At 73.3% G+C, this 18859-nt stretch carries 17 protein-coding genes; 9 read left to right on the top strand and 8 right to left on the bottom strand.

What is annotated here, in order from left to right; genetic code table 11:
• Positions 1 to 11: 11 nt before the first annotated feature.
• On the bottom strand, positions 12 to 683 hold the full coding sequence (locus tag CLT72_RS18365) for a potassium channel family protein (RefSeq protein ID WP_101412854.1): 672 nt from the start codon (positions 681 to 683) through the stop codon (positions 12 to 14).
• Positions 673 to 2007, bottom strand: a complete 1335-nt coding sequence (locus tag CLT72_RS18360; protein WP_101412853.1) for a potassium transporter TrkG — start codon at positions 2005 to 2007, stop codon at positions 673 to 675. The genes CLT72_RS18365 and CLT72_RS18360 overlap by 11 nt, the downstream gene beginning before the upstream one ends.
• 144 nt (positions 2008 to 2151) lie before the next feature.
• On the opposite strand from CLT72_RS18360, the gene CLT72_RS18355 reads away from it, so the two are divergent.
• The 6 genes from CLT72_RS18355 (at position 2152) to CLT72_RS18325 (ending at position 8629) form a co-directional block, all read left to right on the top strand.
• The gene (locus CLT72_RS18355; RefSeq protein ID WP_101412852.1) at positions 2152 to 3276 is read left to right on the top strand and encodes a glycerophosphodiester phosphodiesterase; all 1125 of its coding nucleotides are present in this window, start codon (positions 2152 to 2154) and stop codon (positions 3274 to 3276) included.
• 626 nt (positions 3277 to 3902) lie between these two features.
• The gene (locus CLT72_RS18345; RefSeq protein ID WP_101412851.1) at positions 3903 to 5102 is read left to right on the top strand and encodes a substrate-binding domain-containing protein; all 1200 of its coding nucleotides are present in this window, start codon (positions 3903 to 3905) and stop codon (positions 5100 to 5102) included.
• 5 nt (positions 5103 to 5107) lie between these two features.
• Positions 5108 to 5851 carry an ABC transporter ATP-binding protein gene (locus tag CLT72_RS18340; RefSeq protein WP_088998286.1) on the top strand — a complete coding sequence of 248 codons (744 nt, stop codon included), beginning with the start codon at positions 5108 to 5110 and terminating at the stop codon, positions 5849 to 5851.
• On the top strand, positions 5851 to 6615 hold the full coding sequence (locus tag CLT72_RS18335) for an ABC transporter ATP-binding protein (protein ID WP_101412850.1): 765 nt from the start codon (positions 5851 to 5853) through the stop codon (positions 6613 to 6615). The genes CLT72_RS18340 and CLT72_RS18335 overlap by 1 nt, the downstream gene beginning before the upstream one ends.
• On the top strand, positions 6615 to 7505 hold the full coding sequence (locus tag CLT72_RS18330; RefSeq protein ID WP_101412849.1) for a branched-chain amino acid ABC transporter permease: 891 nt from the start codon (positions 6615 to 6617) through the stop codon (positions 7503 to 7505). Before CLT72_RS18335 ends, CLT72_RS18330 begins: the two co-directional genes overlap by 1 nt.
• Positions 7502 to 8629 (top strand): branched-chain amino acid ABC transporter permease, encoded by a 1128-nt coding sequence (locus CLT72_RS18325; RefSeq protein ID WP_101412848.1) that lies wholly within the window; start codon positions 7502 to 7504, stop codon positions 8627 to 8629. The genes CLT72_RS18330 and CLT72_RS18325 overlap by 4 nt, the downstream gene beginning before the upstream one ends.
• 127 nt (positions 8630 to 8756) lie before the next feature.
• On the opposite strand, the gene CLT72_RS18320 is transcribed toward CLT72_RS18325, so the two are convergent.
• Positions 8757 to 9611, bottom strand: coding sequence for a hypothetical protein (locus CLT72_RS18320; protein WP_101412847.1), 855 nt, complete (start codon positions 9609 to 9611; stop codon positions 8757 to 8759).
• 172 nt (positions 9612 to 9783) lie between these two features.
• On the opposite strand from CLT72_RS18320, the gene CLT72_RS18315 reads away from it, so the two are divergent.
• On the top strand, positions 9784 to 11904 hold the full coding sequence (locus CLT72_RS18315; RefSeq protein ID WP_101412846.1) for a DEAD/DEAH box helicase: 2121 nt from the start codon (positions 9784 to 9786) through the stop codon (positions 11902 to 11904).
• Between the two features lie 238 nt (positions 11905 to 12142).
• A complete protein-coding gene (locus CLT72_RS18310) occupies positions 12143 to 13126 on the top strand; it encodes a hypothetical protein (RefSeq protein WP_486484277.1) in 984 nt (327 codons plus the stop codon).
• Positions 13127 to 13253: 127 nt separating this feature from the next.
• Here CLT72_RS18310 and CLT72_RS18305 read toward each other — a convergent pair whose 3' ends face one another.
• The 3 genes from CLT72_RS18305 to CLT72_RS18295 all read right to left on the bottom strand — a co-directional run bounded on the left by CLT72_RS18305 (position 13254) and on the right by CLT72_RS18295 (position 16864).
• Positions 13254 to 13670 carry a helix-turn-helix domain-containing protein gene (locus tag CLT72_RS18305; protein WP_101412845.1) on the bottom strand — a complete coding sequence of 139 codons (417 nt, stop codon included), beginning with the start codon at positions 13668 to 13670 and terminating at the stop codon, positions 13254 to 13256.
• A 187-nt stretch (positions 13671 to 13857) separates the two neighbouring features.
• Entirely contained in the window at positions 13858 to 15051 is a 1194-nt protein-coding gene (locus tag CLT72_RS18300; protein WP_101412844.1) for a class I SAM-dependent methyltransferase, read from the bottom strand.
• A 157-nt stretch (positions 15052 to 15208) separates the two neighbouring features.
• Positions 15209 to 16864 carry a DEAD/DEAH box helicase gene (locus CLT72_RS18295; protein ID WP_101412843.1) on the bottom strand — a complete coding sequence of 552 codons (1656 nt, stop codon included), beginning with the start codon at positions 16862 to 16864 and terminating at the stop codon, positions 15209 to 15211.
• 315 nt (positions 16865 to 17179) lie between these two features.
• Between CLT72_RS18295 and CLT72_RS18290 the strand changes: the two genes are divergently transcribed.
• Positions 17180 to 17833 (top strand): ferritin-like fold-containing protein, encoded by a 654-nt coding sequence (locus CLT72_RS18290; protein WP_101412842.1) that lies wholly within the window; start codon positions 17180 to 17182, stop codon positions 17831 to 17833.
• Positions 17834 to 17894: 61 nt separating this feature from the next.
• On the opposite strand, the gene CLT72_RS18285 is transcribed toward CLT72_RS18290, so the two are convergent.
• Positions 17895 to 18122 carry a DUF3107 domain-containing protein gene (locus CLT72_RS18285; RefSeq protein ID WP_088960194.1) on the bottom strand — a complete coding sequence of 76 codons (228 nt, stop codon included), beginning with the start codon at positions 18120 to 18122 and terminating at the stop codon, positions 17895 to 17897.
• Between the two features lie 65 nt (positions 18123 to 18187).
• Positions 18188 to 18826 (bottom strand): TetR/AcrR family transcriptional regulator, encoded by a 639-nt coding sequence (locus CLT72_RS18280; protein ID WP_088998297.1) that lies wholly within the window; start codon positions 18824 to 18826, stop codon positions 18188 to 18190.
• Between the last annotated feature and the right edge of the window lie 33 nt (positions 18827 to 18859).

Raw genomic sequence — 18859 nt, 5'->3', positions numbered from 1 at the left:
GCCCGCCGGGGTCAGCTGAGTTCCGCGAACCGTTGCACCTGCCCGATGTCCCCCTCGACGATCAGCATGCTGCCGGGGGTGACCACGGTGGCGTCCGTGGCGTACCGAAAACGTTCACCGGGCAGCTTCACGCCCACCACCCGCACCCCGTAGCGCTCGGTGGGGGTCAGCTCCCCGAGCGGTCGGCCGATCATCGTCTCCGGGGTGCACACCTTGGCGATAGCGAAGTCGTCGCCGAACTCGATGAAGTCGAGCATCCGGCTGACGATCAGGTGGGCCACCCGTTCGCCGGTCTCGGCCTCGGGGAAGACCACGTGGTGCGCGCCGACCGAGTCCAGGATCTTGGCGTGCTTCGTCGAGGTGGCCCGCGCCCAGATCTGCGGTACGCCCAGGTCGGCCAGCGCCAGCACGGTCAGCACGCTGGCCTCCACCGAGGCGCCGATGGCGACCACCGCCCGGCCGAAGTCCGCCACGCCGAGCTGGCGCAGCGCCCCCTCCTCGGTGGCGTCGGCCTGCACGACGCGGTCGAGCCGCGCAGACCACCGCTGCACCTGGTCCGGGTTGCGGTCGATGGCCAGCACCTCGTGGTTCAGCGCGGTCAACGCGCTGGAGAGGTGGCACCCGAACCGGCCCAGTCCGACCACCACCACGCTGCCCTCGTCCGTCTTCCGCCTAGCCGACAATGGGTTGCTCCTCCGGGTACCGGTACAGCCGTCGCCGGGTGTTCAGGGCGATCGCCGACCCGAGGGTCAGCGGCCCGATCCGGCCGACGAACATGAGAATGATCAGGGCGACCTGGCCGTTCTCCGGCAGCGATGCGGCGACCCCGACGCTGAGGCCGGTGGTGGTGAGCGCCGAGGTCACCTCGAACAGCGCGGCGTAGAGGGGGACCCCCTCGGTGAGGAAGATCAGCACCACCGTGCCGCAGGCCACCAACGCGAGGCTGAGCAGCGCGACCGTGATGGCCTGCCGCTGGCTGGCGGTGGCCACCCGGCGGTGCCCGACCGTCACGTCCGGCTCGCCCCGCAGCTCCGCCCACATGACGAAGGCGAGCAGGAAGAAGGTGGTCACCTTGATCCCGCCGGCCGTGCTGGCGCTGCCGCCGCCGATGAACATCAGCGCGATGATCAGCGGATAGCTCTCCTCCTCCAGGCTGTCCACGTCGACGACGTTGAAGCCCCCGGTGCGGATGAACGCGTTCTGGGCGAACGCCACCAGGAACCTGTCCGACCAGGCGTAGATGCCGAGCGTGCGCGGGTTGGACCACTCGATGGCCAGCAGACCGAGGAAGCCCACCACCAGCAGCGTCACGCTGCCCCAGACGGTCAGCTTGGTGGCCACCGCCCAGCGGTTCGGCTGCCGCCACTCGCGTACGGCCTCGAACAGCGCCGGGAAGCCGAGCCCGCCGACGATGGTGCCGATCGAGAGCGGCACCGTGACCCAGCCGTCGGTCGAGAAGGCGACCAGGCTGTCGGTGTAGAGGGCGAAACCGCCGTTGTTGAAGGCCTGCACGGCGTGGAAGACGCTGCCCCAGAGGGCCCGACCGAACGGGTAGTCGTAGGTGAGCCACAGCCGGGCGGTCAGGATCGCTGTGATGATCGCCTCGCAGACCAGCGCGAGGCCGGCGATGCGCAGCAGCAGCCGGCGTACGTCGCCGATGCCGAACTCGGCCGTCTCGGCCTGCACCAGCAGTCGGCTGCGCAGCCCCAGCCGCCGGGCCACCACGAGGATCACGAGGGTCGCTCCGGTCACGATGCCGAGGCCGCCGACCTGGGTGAGGACGGTGATCATCGCGAGGCCGAACTCGTTCCAGTAGTTCGGGGTGTCCACGACCGCCATCCCGGTCACCGATACCGCCGAGGTGGCGGTGAACAGGGCGGTCACGAAGGGGGTGTGCTGGTACTGGCTGGTGGCCCAGGGCAGCATCAGCAGACCGGTGCCGACCAGGATCGTCACCAGGAAGCCGACCGGCACCAGCCGTACGGGATGACGAAGAAGCCGGCGCACCAGACAATCTTCCTTTTCCACCGCGAGTCGGGTGTGGAAACCGGCATCCCGAGGGTTCACCCGCCGGCCAGGCACCGACCAACTCGCCGTCAACCCGGGCCTGTCTGCTGAGGCGGATTCCTCGACGACGACAAGGAGACGGCGTTGCGACGTACCCTTTCCGCCCTCGGCCTGGCCGGTGCCCTGCTCGCGGCGGCCGTGGCCGTGCCGGCGCTGACGGCCTCGGCCGCCCCGGCACCCGCCGCCGAGCGTGCCCGGCCGACGGACCGGCCCCTCGTGATCGGTCACCGGGGCGCCAGCGGCTACCGGCCCGAGCACACCCTGGAGGCCTACCGGTTGGCCATCCGGCAGGGCGCGGACTACATCGAGCCGGACCTGGTCGCCACCCGCGACGGCGCGCTGGTCGCGCGGCACGAGAACGAGATCAGCGGTACGACCGACGTGGCCGCCCGCCCCGAGTTCGCCGCGCGACGGGCCACGAAGACCATCGACGGCGTCGCGGTCACCGGCTGGTTCACCGAGGACTTCACCCTCGCGGAGCTGCGGACCCTGCGGGCCAAGGAGCGACTGCCCAAGGTGCGCGTCGCCAACACCGCCTTCGACGGCCGCTTCCAGGTGCCCACCCTCCAGGAGGTCATCGACCTGGCCCGGAGCGAGGGGCGGGCGCGGGGCCGGACGATCGGCGTCTACCCGGAGACCAAGCACCCGAGTTACTTCGCGTCCATCGGGCTGCCGCTGGAGGAGCCGCTGGTGGAGGTGCTGCGGCGCAACGGGCTGACCCGTCGCAACTCGCCGGTGATCATCCAGTCGTTCGAGACGGCGAACCTCCGCAAGCTGGACCGGATGACCGACGTCCGGCTCGCGCAGCTCCTCGACGCCACCGGCCGCCCGTACGACTTCACCGTCGCCGGCGACGCCCGCACCTACCAGGACCTGGCGAAGCCGGCCGGCCTGAAGTGGATCGCCTCCTACGCCGACGGCGTCGGCGCGAACAAGAACCTGATCGTGCCGCGGGGCGCCGCCGGCAGGCTGCTCGCCCCGACCACCCTGGTCCGGGACGCGCACCGCGAGCGGCTGATCGTGCACGCCTGGACGTTCCGGGCCGAGAACCAGTTCCTCCCGGCCGACCTGCGCATCGGCGCCGACCCGAACGCCCGCGGCGACATCCAGGCCGAGTACGAGCTGTTCCTCGCCCTCGGCCTCGACGGCGTCTTCACCGACCACCCGGACACCGCCGTCGCCGCCCGAGAGGGCCTCGCCCGGCGCTGACCGACTCCGCCGACACCCGCCGGCCCGCCACCCCCACTCCTCGGGGTGGCGGGCCGGCCCCGTTTCCGAGGCCCGCCAGTCCATGCCGCCGCCCACCGGGTCTGCTGGACCGGGCCGCCCCGCCACCTGGGCCTGCCGTCACCCGGGGACTGCCGGCACCTGGCTCGCCGGCACCCGGCCCGGCCAGATCGACTCGCGGTATCAGGCGGCGTGCCCCGAGATCTTGGTACGGAACCGCCCCTCAGGGGGCGCTAACGCACCAAGATCTCGCAGGAGCAGGAGCAGGAGCAGGAGCAGGAGCAGGAGCAGGAGCAGGCCGAGAGGCGGGTACCTCGCGGCGGTCGGGGCGGCCTGAGGGGCGGAGCGAGGGCGGGGGGTGGCGGGGCGGGAGGAATACGGCATTCGGTGGGTATCGGTGGCGTGCGGCGACACAGCATCACTCGCGTCGATGGTCGGGGCGCCCATGGCGGATGCGTGGGTTCGTTGCCGCGTCGTGATCCTTGTAACCTCCGGCCACCCCACCCCTGTTACTTGTGTGTTTCAGCCACATAGCCCGTGGGTGACGTCACTTCTAGCGTGAGCCGTCATATGAGTTCCCTACCTCCGAGTCCTCACGTGGAGTCGCAATGACGGTCCGGACGACGCGGCGGGTGTTCCTCTCCGCCGCCACGATGATGGCCGCGGCGCTCGCCGCCACGGCCTGTGGCAGCCCGCAGGACACCGCCTCCGGTGGCGGCGACGGCGCCGCCCCGGTGAAGGTTGGCCTGGTCTACTCCCAGTCGGGAGCCCTGGCCAGCTACGGCAAGCAGTACATCGAGGGGTTCAGGGCCGGCCTCGACTTCGCCACCAAGGGCACCAACAAGGTGGGCGACCGGGCCATCGAGGTCACCGAGGTCGACGACGCGGGTGACCCGGCGAAGGCGGTCTCCGCGGCCAAGGACCTGATCGGCAAGGGCAGCAAGATCATCGCGGGATCGACGGCCTCGGGCGTGGCCCTCCAGGTCGCCCCGATCGCCGCCCAGAACAAGGTCCTCTTCATCTCCGGCCCGGCCGCCACCGACGCGGTGACGGGCGCCAACAAGTACACGTTCCGCTCCGGGCGGCAGTCGTACCAGGACGTGGTCACCGCCAAGTCGTTCATCGGCGACCCGGCCGGCAAGAAGGTCGTGGTCTTCGCCCAGGACGGCGCCTTCGGCGACGCCAACGAGGCGGCCGTGAAGGCCGTCATCGGCGGCGCGGGCGCGGCCGTCAGCAGCGTACGGGCGCCGGCCAGCGCCACCGAGTTCACCCCGTTCGCCAGCCAGATCAAGTCCGCCAAGCCGGACCTGCTCTTCGTCGCCTGGGCCGGCACCACCGCCCCCGCGATGTGGCAGACGCTCGACCAGCAGGGCGTGCTCTCCTCCACCACGGTCGTCACCGGCCTGGACATCCGGGCCTCCTGGCCGACGTTCGGCGCCGCCGGCGCCAAGATCTCCTTCCTGTCGCACTACTTCGACGGGGCCTCCGACAACGAGGCCGTGAAGGCGCTGAAGGCCAAGGTCGGCACCGTCGACCTGTTCCACCCGGACGGCTTCGCGGCCGCGCAGATGGTCGTCCGCGCCATCGAAGAGGGCGGCGACGACGTCGAGAAGATGGTCAAGGCCCTGGAGGGCTGGAGCTTCGACGGGGTCAAGGGCAAGATGACCATCCGCGCCGAGGACCACGCGCTGCTCCAGCCGATGTTCCAGGCCAAGCTGTCCGGCAGCGGCACCGCGTTCACGGCCACCGCCCAGAAGGCGCTGACCGGGGACGAGTCCGCGCCGCCGGCCGTGGCGATGAAGGGCTGACAAAGATGCTCGCCACCCGCGGTCTGACCTGGCGGATCGGTGAGGTCGCCATCGTCGACGGCGTCTACCTCGACCTGGCGCCCGGGGAGTTCCTCGGCGTCATCGGGCCCAACGGCGCCGGTAAGACCTCACTGTTCAACCTGATCACCGGCGTACGCCGGGCCACGGAAGGTCGGATCACCCTCGACGGGCAGGACATCGGCTCCCTGCCGCCGCACAAGCGGGCCCGTCTCGGCCTCGGCCGTACCTTCCAGGCATCCTCGGTCTTCGGTTCGCTCAGCGTGCGGGAGAACGTCCGGCTCGCCGTGCAGGCGCACCGCGGGGGCTCGATGAAGCTGTGGCGGCGGGCGGCGGCCGACCGGGAGGTCGCCGCCGCCGCCGACGCGGCGCTCGACCGCGTCGGCCTCGCCCACCGGGGTACGGCGCTGGCCGGCACCCTCGCCCACGGCGAGAAGCGGAAGCTGGAGATCGCCCTGCTGCTCGCCGGGGAGCCCCGGGTCATGCTGCTCGACGAGCCGATGGCCGGGGTCAGCGCCGAGGACGTGCCCGAGCTGGTCTCGGTGATCCGCTCGCTCACCGGCGACAGCGGCCGGTCGGTGCTGATGGTCGAGCACCACATGGACGTCATCCTGGAACTGGCCGACCGGATCGCCGTGATGCACCACGGCGCGCTGCTGGCCTGCGACACCCCGGAGACGGTGATGGCCAACCCCACCGTGCAAGAGGCCTACCTGGGGGAGTCGCTCTAGTGGAACCCATTCTCAGTGTGGAGAACCTGTCGGTCCGCATCGCCGGGCTGCACATCCTCCAGGGGGTGTCCTTCACGGTCGCCCCGACCGGCGTCACCGTCCTGCTCGGGCGCAACGGCGTCGGCAAGACGACCACCCTGCGCGCGATCGTCGGCCTCACCCCGCCCGCCGGCGAGGTGCGCGGCGCCGTGCGGATGGGCGCCCAGAGCCTGCTGGCCCGGCCCACCCACCGGCTGGTCCGCGGCGGGCTGGGCTACGTGCCGGAGGACCGCTGCGTCTTCGCCGGGCTCACCGTCGCGGAGAACCTCCGGCTCGCCGAGCGGCGGGGCAGCATCCCGGCGTACGACAAGGTCTTCGCGCTCTTCCCGGAGCTGGACCGGCGCGGACGGCAACGGGCCGGCTCGCTCTCCGGCGGGCAGCAGCAGATGCTCGCGATCGGCCGGGTGCTGCTCAACGACAACCGGCTGCTGCTGGTCGACGAGCCGACCAAGGGGCTCGCGCCGAAGGTGGTGACCGAGGTGGCCGAGGTGCTGGAACGGGTCGCCGAGTCCGTGCCGGTGCTGCTGGTCGAGCAGAACCTGGCCGTGGTGCGGCGGCTCGCCCGGGACGCGGTCGTGCTGGCCGCCGGCCGGGTCGCCTGGACCGGTGACGCGCAGGAACTGCTGCTGGAGACCGCCTTGACGAAGTCGCTGCTGGGCGTCGGCTCGGCGGAGGGACACCATCCCGCCGGTACGCCGGCCGGGGCGCGGAAGGACCAGCACTGATGGACACCGTCATCCTGTTGACGCTCACCGGGCTCGGCCTGGCGGCGCTCTACTTCCTGGTCGCCAGCGGCCTCTCCCTGGTCTTCGGCCTGGCCGACGTGCTCAACTTCGCGCACGGCGTCTTCCTGGGCGTCGGCGCGTACGGGACCTGGTGGGCGGCGCACAACCTGCCCGGTGCCGGGTCGGACGGCCTCGGCTTCGTGCTCGCGGTCGCCTTCGGGGTTGCCGCCGGCACGCTGGTCGCGGTGCTCGTCGAGCTGGTGCTGATCCGGCCGCTCTACTCCCGCACCATCGAGCAGGTGCTGGTCACCGTCGGCCTCTCGCTGGCCGGCGTGGCGCTGCTCCAGGCCACCTGGGGTGCGGACGCCCGGCCGTTCCCGCGCCCCGAGTGGACCCGGCAGGTCACCTCGATCCTCGGCGCCAACGTGCCCAACGGCGGCCTGCTGCTGATCATCGCCGCGGTGCTGGTGCTCGGCGCGATCCTGGCCTTCCTCCGCTGGACCCGCTACGGCCTGATCATCCGGGCCGGCGTGGAGAACCGGGAGATGGTCACCGCGCTCGGCATCGACGTGCGCAAGGCGTTCACCCTCGTGTTCGCGATCGGCGGGGCGGCGGCGGCGCTGGCCGGCGCGCTCGGCGGCGTCTACTTCGGCACCGTCTCGCCCGGCCAGGGCAGCTCGCTGCTGATCTTCGCGTTCATCGTGGTGGTCATCGGCGGGATGGGCTCGGTGACCGGGTCCGCGTACGCGGCCGTCGCCGTCGGGCTGACCCAACAGTTCGTCAACTACTACGGCACCTCCGGGCTGGGCGACATCTGCGTGGTCGCGCTGCTGGCCGTGGTGCTGCTGCTGCGCCCGCAGGGCATCGCCGGAAAGGTGGCAACGGCATGACCGAGGTCAAGAGCCCCGAGGTTCCGGCGCCGCCGGCGGCGGTACCCGACGAGCTGACGCCGGGGCACCGGCGGTGGCACGGGCTGCGCCCGTACCTGCCGCTGGTCGCGCTGGTGGTGGCGCTGATCCTGCCCTACTCCACGCTGCACCTGCCGGGCGTCTTCGAGGGGGCGCTGAACTCCCCGGGCACCCTGCAACTGCTCGCCGTCTGCCTGGTCTTCGGGGGCCTGGCCGCCGGGTACGACCTGCTCTTCGGCCGGACCGGGATGCTCTCCTTCGGGCACGCCCTCTACTTCGCCGCCGGCGTGTACGGCACCGACATCCTCGTCACCAAGGCGGGACTGCCGCTGTGGCAGGCCGGGCTGCTCGCCGTCACCGGCGGCACGATCCTCGCCGCGCTGCTCGGGGCGGTGGCACTGCGTACCGTCGGCATCGCGTTCGCCATGGTGACGCTCGCCTTCGCCCAGGTCGGGGCGATCCTGGTGGCCCGCGACTTCGGCGGGCTCACCGGCGGCGAGGAGGGGCTGCCGCTGGACGTCTCCGGGCTGCCACAGGGGCTGGTCGGGGTCACCAACACCGTCAACCTCTACTGGCTGGCGTTGGCGTACCTGGTCGTGGTGGTCTTCGTGGTGCACCGGGTGTCGGGCTCGCCGACCGGGCGGGTGCTCGCCGGCCTGCGCGACGACGAGCGGCGCATCGGGGTGCTCGGGCTCGACCCGTACCGGTTCAAGCTGGTGGCGTTCACCCTGGCGGGTGGGCTCGCGGCGGCCGGCGGCGTGGTCTACGTCCTGATCGTCGGCGGTGCCTCGCCGCACATCACCTCCTCCGAGTGGACCCTGGCGCTGCTGGTCATGGTGGTGCTCGGCGGGCCGGGCACCCGGTGGGGCCCGGTGATCGGCGGCATCCTCTACATGTACCTGGACCACCGGCTGGTCGCGTTCGGCACGTCCGACGCGGTGGAGGCCCTGCCGGCGTTCCTGAGCAACCCGCTGTCGCAGCCGCTCTTCGTGCTCGGCACGGTCTTCATCCTGGCCGTCTACTTCTTCCCCGGCGGCCTGGCCAGCCTCGCCCCGCGCCTGGCACTGCTGCGGCACTCCCTGCGCACCCCGTCCCGCCGCCCCTGACGGTCGCGGGCCCGGCCCCGCTGATGACGACGTCGCCACCGCCTGGCGGCAGCTCGTCATCGGCGGGGCCTTGGTGGGGTCGCGGTCCCCTCGTACGACCGCGACCCCGTCCCCCGTGTCCCGGACGTCAGCCGTTCAGCAGCTCGTACGCCGAGGCCGGCGCCTTCTGCGCCTGGCTGCCCGTCGGCTCGGTGACCTTCGGGGCCTTGCCGAAGTCGAAGTACTTCACGACGTACTTCGTGGCCTTCCGCTTGCCGGCCGCCGGGATCTCCAGGGTGAGCGAGGTGAGGTTCCCGTCCGCCCCGACGACGGCCGTGAACGGGACCGCCTTCGCCGCCTCGCCGAGCGCGTCGACGTCCACGACGTCCGCCATGGCCTGGCGTACGTGCTCGCCGTGGGTCAGGTCCACGGTGCCGGTGTAGGCCCCGCCGCCCTGGTCCGTCACGGTGTCTCCCGCCGCCCCGAGGATCGCACCGGTGTTGCCCGGGTCGGCACCCTCGTAGTAGGGCACACTGGCCGGGTCGGTCAGCTTCGCGTGGTCCAGTTCCATCCACTTCGTCGGCAGCTTCAGCATGCTGCTGAGCTGGTCGGCGCCGTCGAAGCTCACCTTCATCCAGGAGCGTTGCTCGATGAGGCGGAAGGACATCTTCATCGTGAAGTCGAGTTCCTCGTCCTTCTCGGTGATGGTGAGGTCCATGCCCTTGCCCGCCGGGTCCACCACGCCGGTGACGGCGCCGCTCGGGTCGCTGCCGCTGAACCGGAAGGCCGGGTCCTCCTCGGTCGGCACCGCGGCCAGGAGCGTGCTCTTCGGGTTGGCCGAGGGGGACGCCGACGGGACCGGGGAGGAGGCCGCCGGGGTGTCCTGGGCGTCGTCGTCCCCGCCACACCCGGCCGCCAGGGAGGTCGCGGCCACCAGGGAGACGGCTGCCGCCGCGACCCGCCGGACCCTTCCGGCGGTGCCGGCCTGCTGCGTGATTCGCATGATTCTCTTTCCTAGCTGGACTGTTGCCGCCGCAGATCTTGGCACGCGCCCGTGCCGCCGCGTTGGCCCTGAGCCCGCCCGGGCGACCGCGCGGTCGCCTGGGGGCGTGCCCCCGGCCGGTCCGCCGCTCGCGGAAGCGGGGTACGTCCGTCGTAGCTGGTAGAAATGCCGGATGAGCCAGGATCGGACGGCGGTACGGGAGCGGGCCGAGGCGGTGCTGCGGCGGTTGGCCGGCGAGCACGCCCGACTCCGGGAGGACCAGTGGCGGGCGATCGAGGCGCTGGTGGTCGACCGCCGTCGGGTCCTCTGCGTGCAGCGCACCGGGTGGGGCAAGTCGGCGGTCTACTTCGTGGCCACCGCCCTGCTGCGCGAGCGCCCCGAAACAGCGGGCCCCACCGTGATCGTCTCGCCGCTGCTGGCGCTCATGCGCAACCAGGTCGAGTCGGCGGCCCGCGCCGGCATCCGGGCCCGCACCATCAACTCCGCCAACCTCGACGAGTGGGACGAGATCACCGCCGAGATCCACGCCGGCGCGGTGGACGTGCTGCTGATCAGCCCGGAACGGCTCAACAATCCGGACTTCCGGGACACCGTGCTGCCGAAGCTGGCGGCCACCACCGGCCTGCTGGTGGTCGACGAGGCGCACTGCGTCTCCGACTGGGGGCACGACTTCCGGCCGGACTACCGCCGGCTGCGTACGTTCCTGGGCAACCTGCCCGAACGCACCCCGGTGCTGGCCACCACGGCCACCGCCAACGCCCGGGTCACCGCCGACGTGGCGGAGCAGTTGGGCGACGCCCTCGTGCTGCGCGGCAGCCTCGACCGGGAGTCGCTGCGCCTCGGCGTGGTCGAGCTGCCGAGCCCGGCGCACCGGCTGGGCTGGCTCGCCGACCACCTGGACCGGCTGCCCGGCTCGGGCATCGTCTACACGCTCACGGTCGCGGCGGCGGGGGAGACCGCCGAGTTCCTGCGGTCCCGGGGCTACGCCGTCGCCTCCTACACGGGCCAGGCCGAGGACGCCGACCGGCGGGCCGCAGAGCAGGACCTGCTCGACAACAAGATCAAGGCGCTGGTCGCCACCAGCGCGCTCGGCATGGGCTTCGACAAGCCCGACCTCGGCTTCGTGGTGCACCTCGGCGCGCCGCCCTCGCCGATCGCGTACTACCAGCAGGTCGGCCGCGCCGGCCGGGCCGTCGCGCACGCGGAGGTGCTGCTGCTGCCCGGCGCCGAGGACGCCGCCATCTGGCGCTACTTCGCCTCGCTCGCCTTCCCGCCGGAGGAGCAGGTCCGTGCCGTCCTGGCCGCCCTGCACACCGACCGCCCGCTCTCCACCCAGGCGCTCGAACCGATCGTCGACCTGCGGCGGGCCCGGCTGGAGCTGATGCTCAAGGTGCTCGACGTCGACGGCGCGGTCCGCCGGGTGCGCGGCGGCTGGCTCGCCACCGGGGAACCCTGGGCCTACGACGAGGCCCGGTTGCGCCGCGTCGCCGAGGCACGCACCGCCGAGCAGCAGGCCATGCGGGAGTACGCGGCCACCGCCGACTGCCGGCTGCGCTACCTGCGCGAGTGTCTGGACGATGCGGGGGCCGCCGACTGCGGCCGGTGCGACCGCTGCGCCGGCCCGCTCTTCACGGCCGACGTGTCGGACGCCGCGCTGAGCGCCGCGCAGACCTTCCTCGGCCGGCCCGGGGTGGAGATCGCGCCGAAGAAGCTCTGGCCGACGGGGCTGGAGGCGGTGGGCGTACCCCTGAAGGGGCGGATCGCCCCGACGGAGCAGGCGTTGCCGGGGCGCGCGGTGGGGCGGCTGTCCGACCTCGGGTGGGGCGGTCGGCTGCGCGACCTGGTCGGGCCGGAGGCGGCGGACGTCGCCGTCCCCGACGACGTGGCCGCCGCCGTGGTCGAGGTGCTGAAGGCGTGGGCGCACGGCGACGAGCGGTGGCCGCGCCGCCCGGTCGGCGTGGTCGCGGTCGGTTCGCGCCGCCGGCCCCGCCTGGTCGGCTCGCTCGCCGAGCGGATCGCCGCCGTGGGCCGGCTGCCGCTGCTCGGGCAGGTGACGCCGGTCGGCGCGCCCGCCGGGGGTCCGCGCGGCAACAGCGCCCAGCGGGTACGCGCCCTGCACGGCACTCTCGCCGTGCCGGACGAGCTGGCCGACGCCCTCGCCGGGCTCGACGGGCCGGTGCTCCTCGTCGACGACCTGGTCGACTCGGGCTGGACGATGACGATGGCCGCCCGGGAGCTGCGCCGGGCCGGCGCCCCCGACGTGCTCCCGCTCGCGCTGGCCGTGGCCGGCTGAGCCGCCCGGGCCGCCCGACGCCGCCGGCGCTTCCTCGGAGAGGCCCCGGGCCGTGGCGACGCGTTCGGGCGGCCCGGGCTGCGGCGACGTGCTCCACGGATCGGCCGGGAAAGTTCCCGGTCGGAGCCGACTGCGACCGTCGCCACGCCGCACCGCCGGCGGGCCGGCGTCGGGCCGACGGGCGGTAGCGTGGGCGGCATGACCCACGAGCAGCACGGCCGTGACCGGGACGGCGGCGGTGCCTGAGCAGGTGTCGGCGGCGCCCGACCACGCAACGGACGTGCCGGACGGCGTGACCACCGCCCCGGAGCAGGTGTCGGCCGTGCCGGACCGGAGCACCCTCCGGCTGGCCCTGGTCGTCGGCGGGCTGGTGCTCGCCGTGCTGCTCGGTTTCGGCCTCGGCCGGCTCAACGGCGGCGGCCCCTCCGCAGCGGTGGGAACCGACAGCGCGCTCACCGGGCACAGCCACGCGCCGGGCACCGGCGCCCACGAGCACGGCGCCGACCAGGCCGCGGCGGCGCAGGCGGGCGGCCTCTCGGTCAGCTCGGCGGGCTACACCCTCACCCCGGCGGCCGCCGCGTTCACCGCCGGCCGTCCGGGCGAGTTGCGCTTCCAGGTGCGGGACGCGCAACGTCGGCCGGTGACCCGGTTCGCGGTCGTGCACGACAAGCCGATGCACCTGATCGTGGTGCGGCGCGACCTGACCGGCTACCAGCACCTGCATCCCACGATGGCGGCCGACGGCACCTGGTCGGTGCCGCTGACCCTGCCGCAGCCGGGTGTCTGGCGGGCGTACGCCGACTTCACCGCGCTCGCCGACGACGGCCGGCAGACCGCCGTGACCCTCGGGGTCGACCTGACCGCGCCGGGCGGCTACCAGCCGAGGCCGCTGCCGGCGGCGGCGTCCTCGGCCACCGTCGACGGGTTCACCGTCAGCTACCAGGGCACGCCGCAGGCCGGCGTGACCGTGCCGCTGGCGTTCCGCGTCGACTCGGCGGGCGGGCGCCCGGCGCTGGAGCGCTACCTCGGCGCGTACGGGCACCTGGTCGCCCTGCGCGAGGGGGATCTCGGCTACCTGCACGTCCACCCCGAACCGCAGCCGGTCGACGGGGCGGTGACGTTCTGGGTGACCGCGCCCGACCCGGGCCGCTACCGGCTCTACCTGGACTTCCAGGTCGCCGGCGTGGTGCGGACCGCCGAGTTCACGGTCACCGTGCCCTGACCTCGCTGATGCCGCCCGAAGCCGCACCAGCCAAAGCTGATCAGGACACCGTGGACCTCAAGGACGCCCGGTGACGTCCATGACGTCCTGATCACCGGATGGCGGGTGGGCGCCCGGAGGGTGGGGCTCAGCCGGCGCGGCGGATGGGGCGGCGGGCCAGGTAGCGGAGCAGGTCGCGGATGTGGTGCTTCTCCTCGGCCGGCACGGTGGGGTCGGCCAGCCGTTGCAGGATCACCCGGACGTCCGCCTCGACCGGGCCGTCGTCGACGCGGCGGCGGGGTGCGGCACCGGCGTCGGGCAGGCCGAGCGCGCGGAACGCCGCCGCGACCGGCAGGTCCAGCGCCGCGCAGAAGCCGCGCACCTTCGCCAGCTCGGGGTAGTCCTGCCAGTCCCCGGCGAGCCAACGGAACACGGTCGACCGACCGACGCCCGTGTGGGACGCCAGGTCGGTGACGGTCCAGCCGCGTTCCTCGCGGGCGTCGTCGATGGCGCGCCGCACGAAACGTGCGAAGGCCATCTGCGGCGAAACCTCTACGGAACCCATCCCTGCGGGTCTTCCCTCCCGACCGGCACCCGGCGGTGCGCCCTTGAGGGTAGTACGGAAAGGTAAGGAAACGATTGACTGACCGACCAGACCGTCTCGTGTATGGGATGTTCCGCCCTCCGGAATGGCGCGGATCACACCCCACGGGCCGCCGCTCAGGCGGGCGGGCGGTCCGGGCGACGTCCCGTCAGCGGGCGGCCGCGACGTCGTCGGGCACCGGGGCGTCGGGGGCGGTGTCCGGTGCGGGCAGCAGCGCCGCCAGCCGTGGGGTCACCGCCCACTGGTCGATGAGTTCCCGGTACTCCGCCCGCTGGGCGACGGTGGGCGCGGTGCCGGTGCGTCGCGCGCGGATGAGCAGGTTGCGCGGAGTGTGCCGGGAGTCGACGAACTCCACCACCTCGGCCCGGTAGCCGTGCAGCCGCAGCAGCCCGGCCCGCAGGGCGTCGGTGAGGACGTCCGCGAAGCGCTCGCGGAGGATGCCCTGCCGGGTCAGCAACTCGTACGGTGCCGGGGTCGGTCGGGCGCGGAGTTGGGCCGCGACGTCGTGGTGGCAGCAGGGCGCGGCGAGCACCCAGCGGGCCCCCCAGCGCACGGCCCGGGCCAGTGCCTCGTCGGTGGCGGTGTCGCAGGCGTGCAGGGCCAGCACCAGGTCGGGGGCGGGCTCCACGACGGCGTCGGCGATCGTGCCGGCCACGAAGCTGACCCGGTCCGCCCAGCCCAGCCGCTCGGCCAGCTCGGTGTTGCGTCGCCGCTGGTCCTCCCGGACGTCCACGCCGACCAGTTCGACGTCGAGCCCGCGCTGCGCGAGCCACCGGTACGCGGCGAAGGTCAGGTAGGCGTTGCCGCAGCCGAGGTCGACCACCCGCAGCGGGCCGGTCAGGTCGTCCGGCAGGGTCGCCGCCAGCGCCCGCAGGAACGCGTCGACCTGGCGGCGCTTCGCCGCCGAGCCGCCGATCTCGGCGAAGATCGGGTCGCCGGGATCGAGCAGGTACTCCTTTGCCCGGTCGTGCCCACCCGGCTCGGCGGCCGGCCGGCTCGCGGCGGCCCGGTGCACCTGCGCCTCGCCGGACTTGGTGACCCGCAACTGGAGCGTGGCGTCGGCCGTCTCCACGTGCCAGTTGCCGAACGGCTCGGCGAGCAGCGCGTCCACCGCCGCGTCCGCCTCCGGTCCCGGGGCCACGTTGCGGGTGTACGGGCGGGAGCCGTCGGAGGTGGAGATCTGCAACCGGGCGCCGGCCTTGAGCGCGACCGGCCGCAGTTCGGCGCGGACCATCGAGGGCCGGTGACCACGGCGTCGGCCGGCGGCGACCGCGCGGGTGAGTGCCGGGTCGAGCAGCAGTGCCCGGACCTCGGTCAGGGCGGCGTCCAGCGGTTCGGGCATTGCTCCATCTTCCTCGTCGACCGGCGGCCTCCCCGGCACGCGGGGTGCCCGCCGGGCCAGTCTGCGCCCAGGGCCGGTGTCCGCCGGGGCAAGTGTCCGTCCGGACGAGGAGATCCCCCGGACACCGGTCCGGGGGATCTCGGGTGACGTGCGTCGGTCAGTCGGCGGTCGCCTCGGCCGGCGTACCGGCGGCGGAGCCACCACCACGACGGCGCCGGCGGCGGCGGGGCTTCGCGGCCTCGCCCTCGGCGGCGGCCGGGGTCTCGCCCGCCTCGGCGGCGATCACCGTGGTCGGCTCGCCCGCGACGGTCTCGCCGGCACGGCGACGACGGCGGCGACGCGGGATGCGCGGGCCCTCCTCGGCGGCGTCGGCCGGCGCGTCGGTCACCGGCGCGTCGGTCGCACCACCGGCGCGGCCCGGACGGCGGTCGCCGCGACCGCGACCCTCGCCGCGCCGGGCGCCCCGGCCGCCACCCTCGCCCCGGCGGGACCGTCCGCCGCCGAGGTCCTCCTCGACCTCGGCCGACAGCCCGGCGCGGGTGCGCTCGGCGGTCGGCAGGGTGCCGCTGACGTCGGTGGGGATGTGCAGCTCGGTGTAGAGGTGCGGGGACGTGTGGTACGTCTCCTGGGGCTCCGGCATGTCCAGGCCCAGCGTCTTGTCGATGATCCGCCAGCGGGGCATGTCGTCCCAGTCGACGAAGGTCACCGCGACGCCCGTCGCCCCGGCCCGGCCGGTGCGGCCGATCCGGTGGGTGTAGGTGTCCTGGTCCTCGGGGCAGTCGTAGTTGATGACGTGCGTGACGCCGCTGACGTCGATGCCGCGCGCGGCCACGTCGGTGGCGACCAGGGTGTCGATCTTGCCGGCCCGGAACGCCCGCAGCGCCCGCTCGCGCGCGCCCTGCCCGAGGTCACCGTGCACGGCGGCGACCGCGAAGCCACGGAAGTCGAGGTCCTCGGCGACCCGGTCGGCGGCCCGCTTGGTGCGGGTGAAGATCATGGTCAGCCCGCGCCCCTCGGCCTGGAGGATCCGGGCCACGATCTCGACCTTGTTCATCGAGTGGGTGCGGTAGGCCAGCTGCTCGGTCTGCGGCGACGGACCGGTCTCGGCGGTGTGCCCGGCGTGGATCGTCATCGGCTGGCGCAGGAAGCGCCGGGACAGGGTGACGATCGGGTCCGGCATCGTGGCCGAGAAGAGCATGGTCTGCCGGTCCTCCGGCAGCATCGCCAGGATCTTCTCGACGTCGTCGAGGAAGCCCAGGTCGAGCATCCGGTCGGCCTCGTCCAGCACCAGCGCGCGGACCCGGTCCAGCCGCAGGTGCTTCTGCTTCTGCAGGTCCATCAGGCGGCCGGGGGTGCCGACCAGGATCTCCACGCCCTTGCGCAGCGCGTCGATCTGCGGCTCGTACGCCACGCCACCGTAGATCGGCAGCACCCGCACGCCCCGGGTCCGGCCCGCGGCGGCGAGGTCCTTGGCCACCTGGATGCCCAGCTCGCGGGTGGGTACGACGACCAGGGCCTGCGGCACGCCGTCGCTGCCCTCGCCCGGCGCGAAGACCCGCTCCAGCAGCGGTACGCCGAAGCCGAGGGTCTTGCCGGTGCCGGTGGGCGCCTGGCCGATCATGTCGATGCCGCGCATCGCGATCGGGATCGCGTACTCCTGGATGGCGAAGGCGCGGGTGATGCCGGCCGCGGCCAGCGCGTCGACGGTCTCCTGACGCGCGCCCAGCTCGGCGAAGGTGGGTGCCTCCGGGCGTACCGGAGCGGTGGCGGCCAGTTCCTGGCCGTCCATGAGGTCTTGAGTCGGTTCGCTCATGTGGATTTGGGGGTGCCCTCTCGTGGGTGCGCCCCGTCATGTCCTCAGGGCGCGTTCGGTGTGGCGCGGGCCACACGGTCGGCGGCAGACTGCCTTGCCGGACCGGGCCGCACGCGCGCCACGGGCCTCACACTCGACCGAACCGCCTGATCGCTCGGATCAGGCTGGCCAGGTCGGCGCCCGCGGCAACTGCTCCATGCTACCTGAACCGGCCCGGAGTCGTCCTGATTCCGTACGCACGCGCCACGCCGGGGGCGGTGGGTGTGACTTGTGTCACTTCCGGCTCGGGTTGTCGGCGGGCGGTAGCCTGCGCTCGTGTCCCAGACCGATCTGCCCGACCGTGCCGTCGTCGATCTGCTCGGCCTGGTGGCCGTCGGTGAGCTGCTCGCCTTCGAGCGGATGGCCGTCGACGCCCGGCTCGCCCCGGACCTGCGCCGGCGGGCGGCGCTGGGGGAGATGGCCGCCGCCGAGATCGGCAACTACCGGCGGCTGGCCGACCGGATCGCCGCGCTCGGCGTACTGCCCGACGACGCCATGGCGCCCTACGTGGGGCCGCTCCAGGCGTACCACGACTCGACCGAGCCACGGGACTGGGCCGAGGCGGTGACGAAGGCGTACGTGGGCGACGCCATCACCGACGACTTCCTCCGGGAGGTCGCCGCGACGCTGGCCGAGCCGGACCGTCAGCTCGTCCTCGACGTGCTGCACGACTCGTCGTACGCCGACTTCGCCGTCGCCGAGATTCGGGCGGCCGTCGAGGCGGACCCCAGGGTGGCCGGTCGGCTCTCGATGTGGGCGCGGCGACTGCTCGGCGAGGCGCTGTCGCAGGCCGGCCGGGTGGCCGCCGCCGAGGGCGGCGCGTTCGCCGCGCTCGTCACGCGCGGCGGGCGGGTGGACGTGCCGGAACTGTTCCGGCGGCTGACCGCGGCACACACCACGCGGATGACCGCCGCCGGGCTGAACAACTGACCGCGACCGGCGGTCCGCGACGGGCGATCGTCCGGCCACCCGTCGCGGCCGACCGGACCACTCAGCGGACGGTGAACCCGACCGCGCGCGGCGACGCCTCGGCGATCTCGACGTAGGCGACCTTGTTGACCGGCACGATGACCCGCCGGCCCTTCTCGTCGGTCAGGGAGAGGGTGCCCTCGTCCTTGCCGAAGGCGTCGGTCACGATCTGCTCGATCTCGGCCGGCGACTGCGCGCTCTCCAGGACCAGCTCACGGGGCGCGTACTGCACGCCGATCTTGACCTCCACTGTGCCTCCTCATTCGGGCGAAAGAGCCGCCGATGGGAAGGCTATCCGATCTCGGGGCCGGATGTTCAGGCTGACTCACCTTGCAGCGGGAAGCTGGCGATGCCCCGCCAGGAGAGCGCCGCGACCAGTGCCTCCGCCTCGGCCTTGGGCAGTTGCCGGCCCCGGGCCAGCCAGAACTGCGCGGCGGTCTCGGCCGCGCCGACGAGGCCGGAGGCGAGCAGCTCGGCGTGCGCCCGGCTGATCCCGGTGTCCGAGATGATGGTGTCGGTGATCGCCGCGATGCAGCCCTGCTCCACCCGCTCGACGCGCTGGCGCACCGCCGGGTCGTTGCGCAGGTCCGACTCGAAGACGAGACGGAACGCCTCGCTCTCGTGGTCGACGAAGTCGAAGTACGCGCGCACCGACGCGCCGACGCGCTCCTTGTTGTCGTTGGTGCCGCGCATCGCGTCGTCCACCTTCGCGAGGATCGCGTCGCAGTGCGTGTCCAGCAGGGCGAGGTAGAGCTCCATCTTGCCGGGGAAGTGCTGGTAGAGCACCGGCTTGGAGACCCCCGCCCGCTCGGCGATGTCGTCCATCGCGGCCGCGTGGTAGCCCTGGGCGACGAACACCTCCTGGGCCGCGGCGAGCAACTGCTTGCGGCGCGCGGAACGGGGCAGGCGGGTGGGCCGGCCGGCGGTCTGGGCACCGTTCCCCACAGCGGTCATGGGAACCTCCGAGTTCTTCGTACGAGCCGGCAT

The sequence above is a fragment of the Micromonospora sp. CNZ309 genome (assembly GCF_002846525.1).
This window is presented reverse-complemented; position numbering and strand designations above follow the sequence as displayed.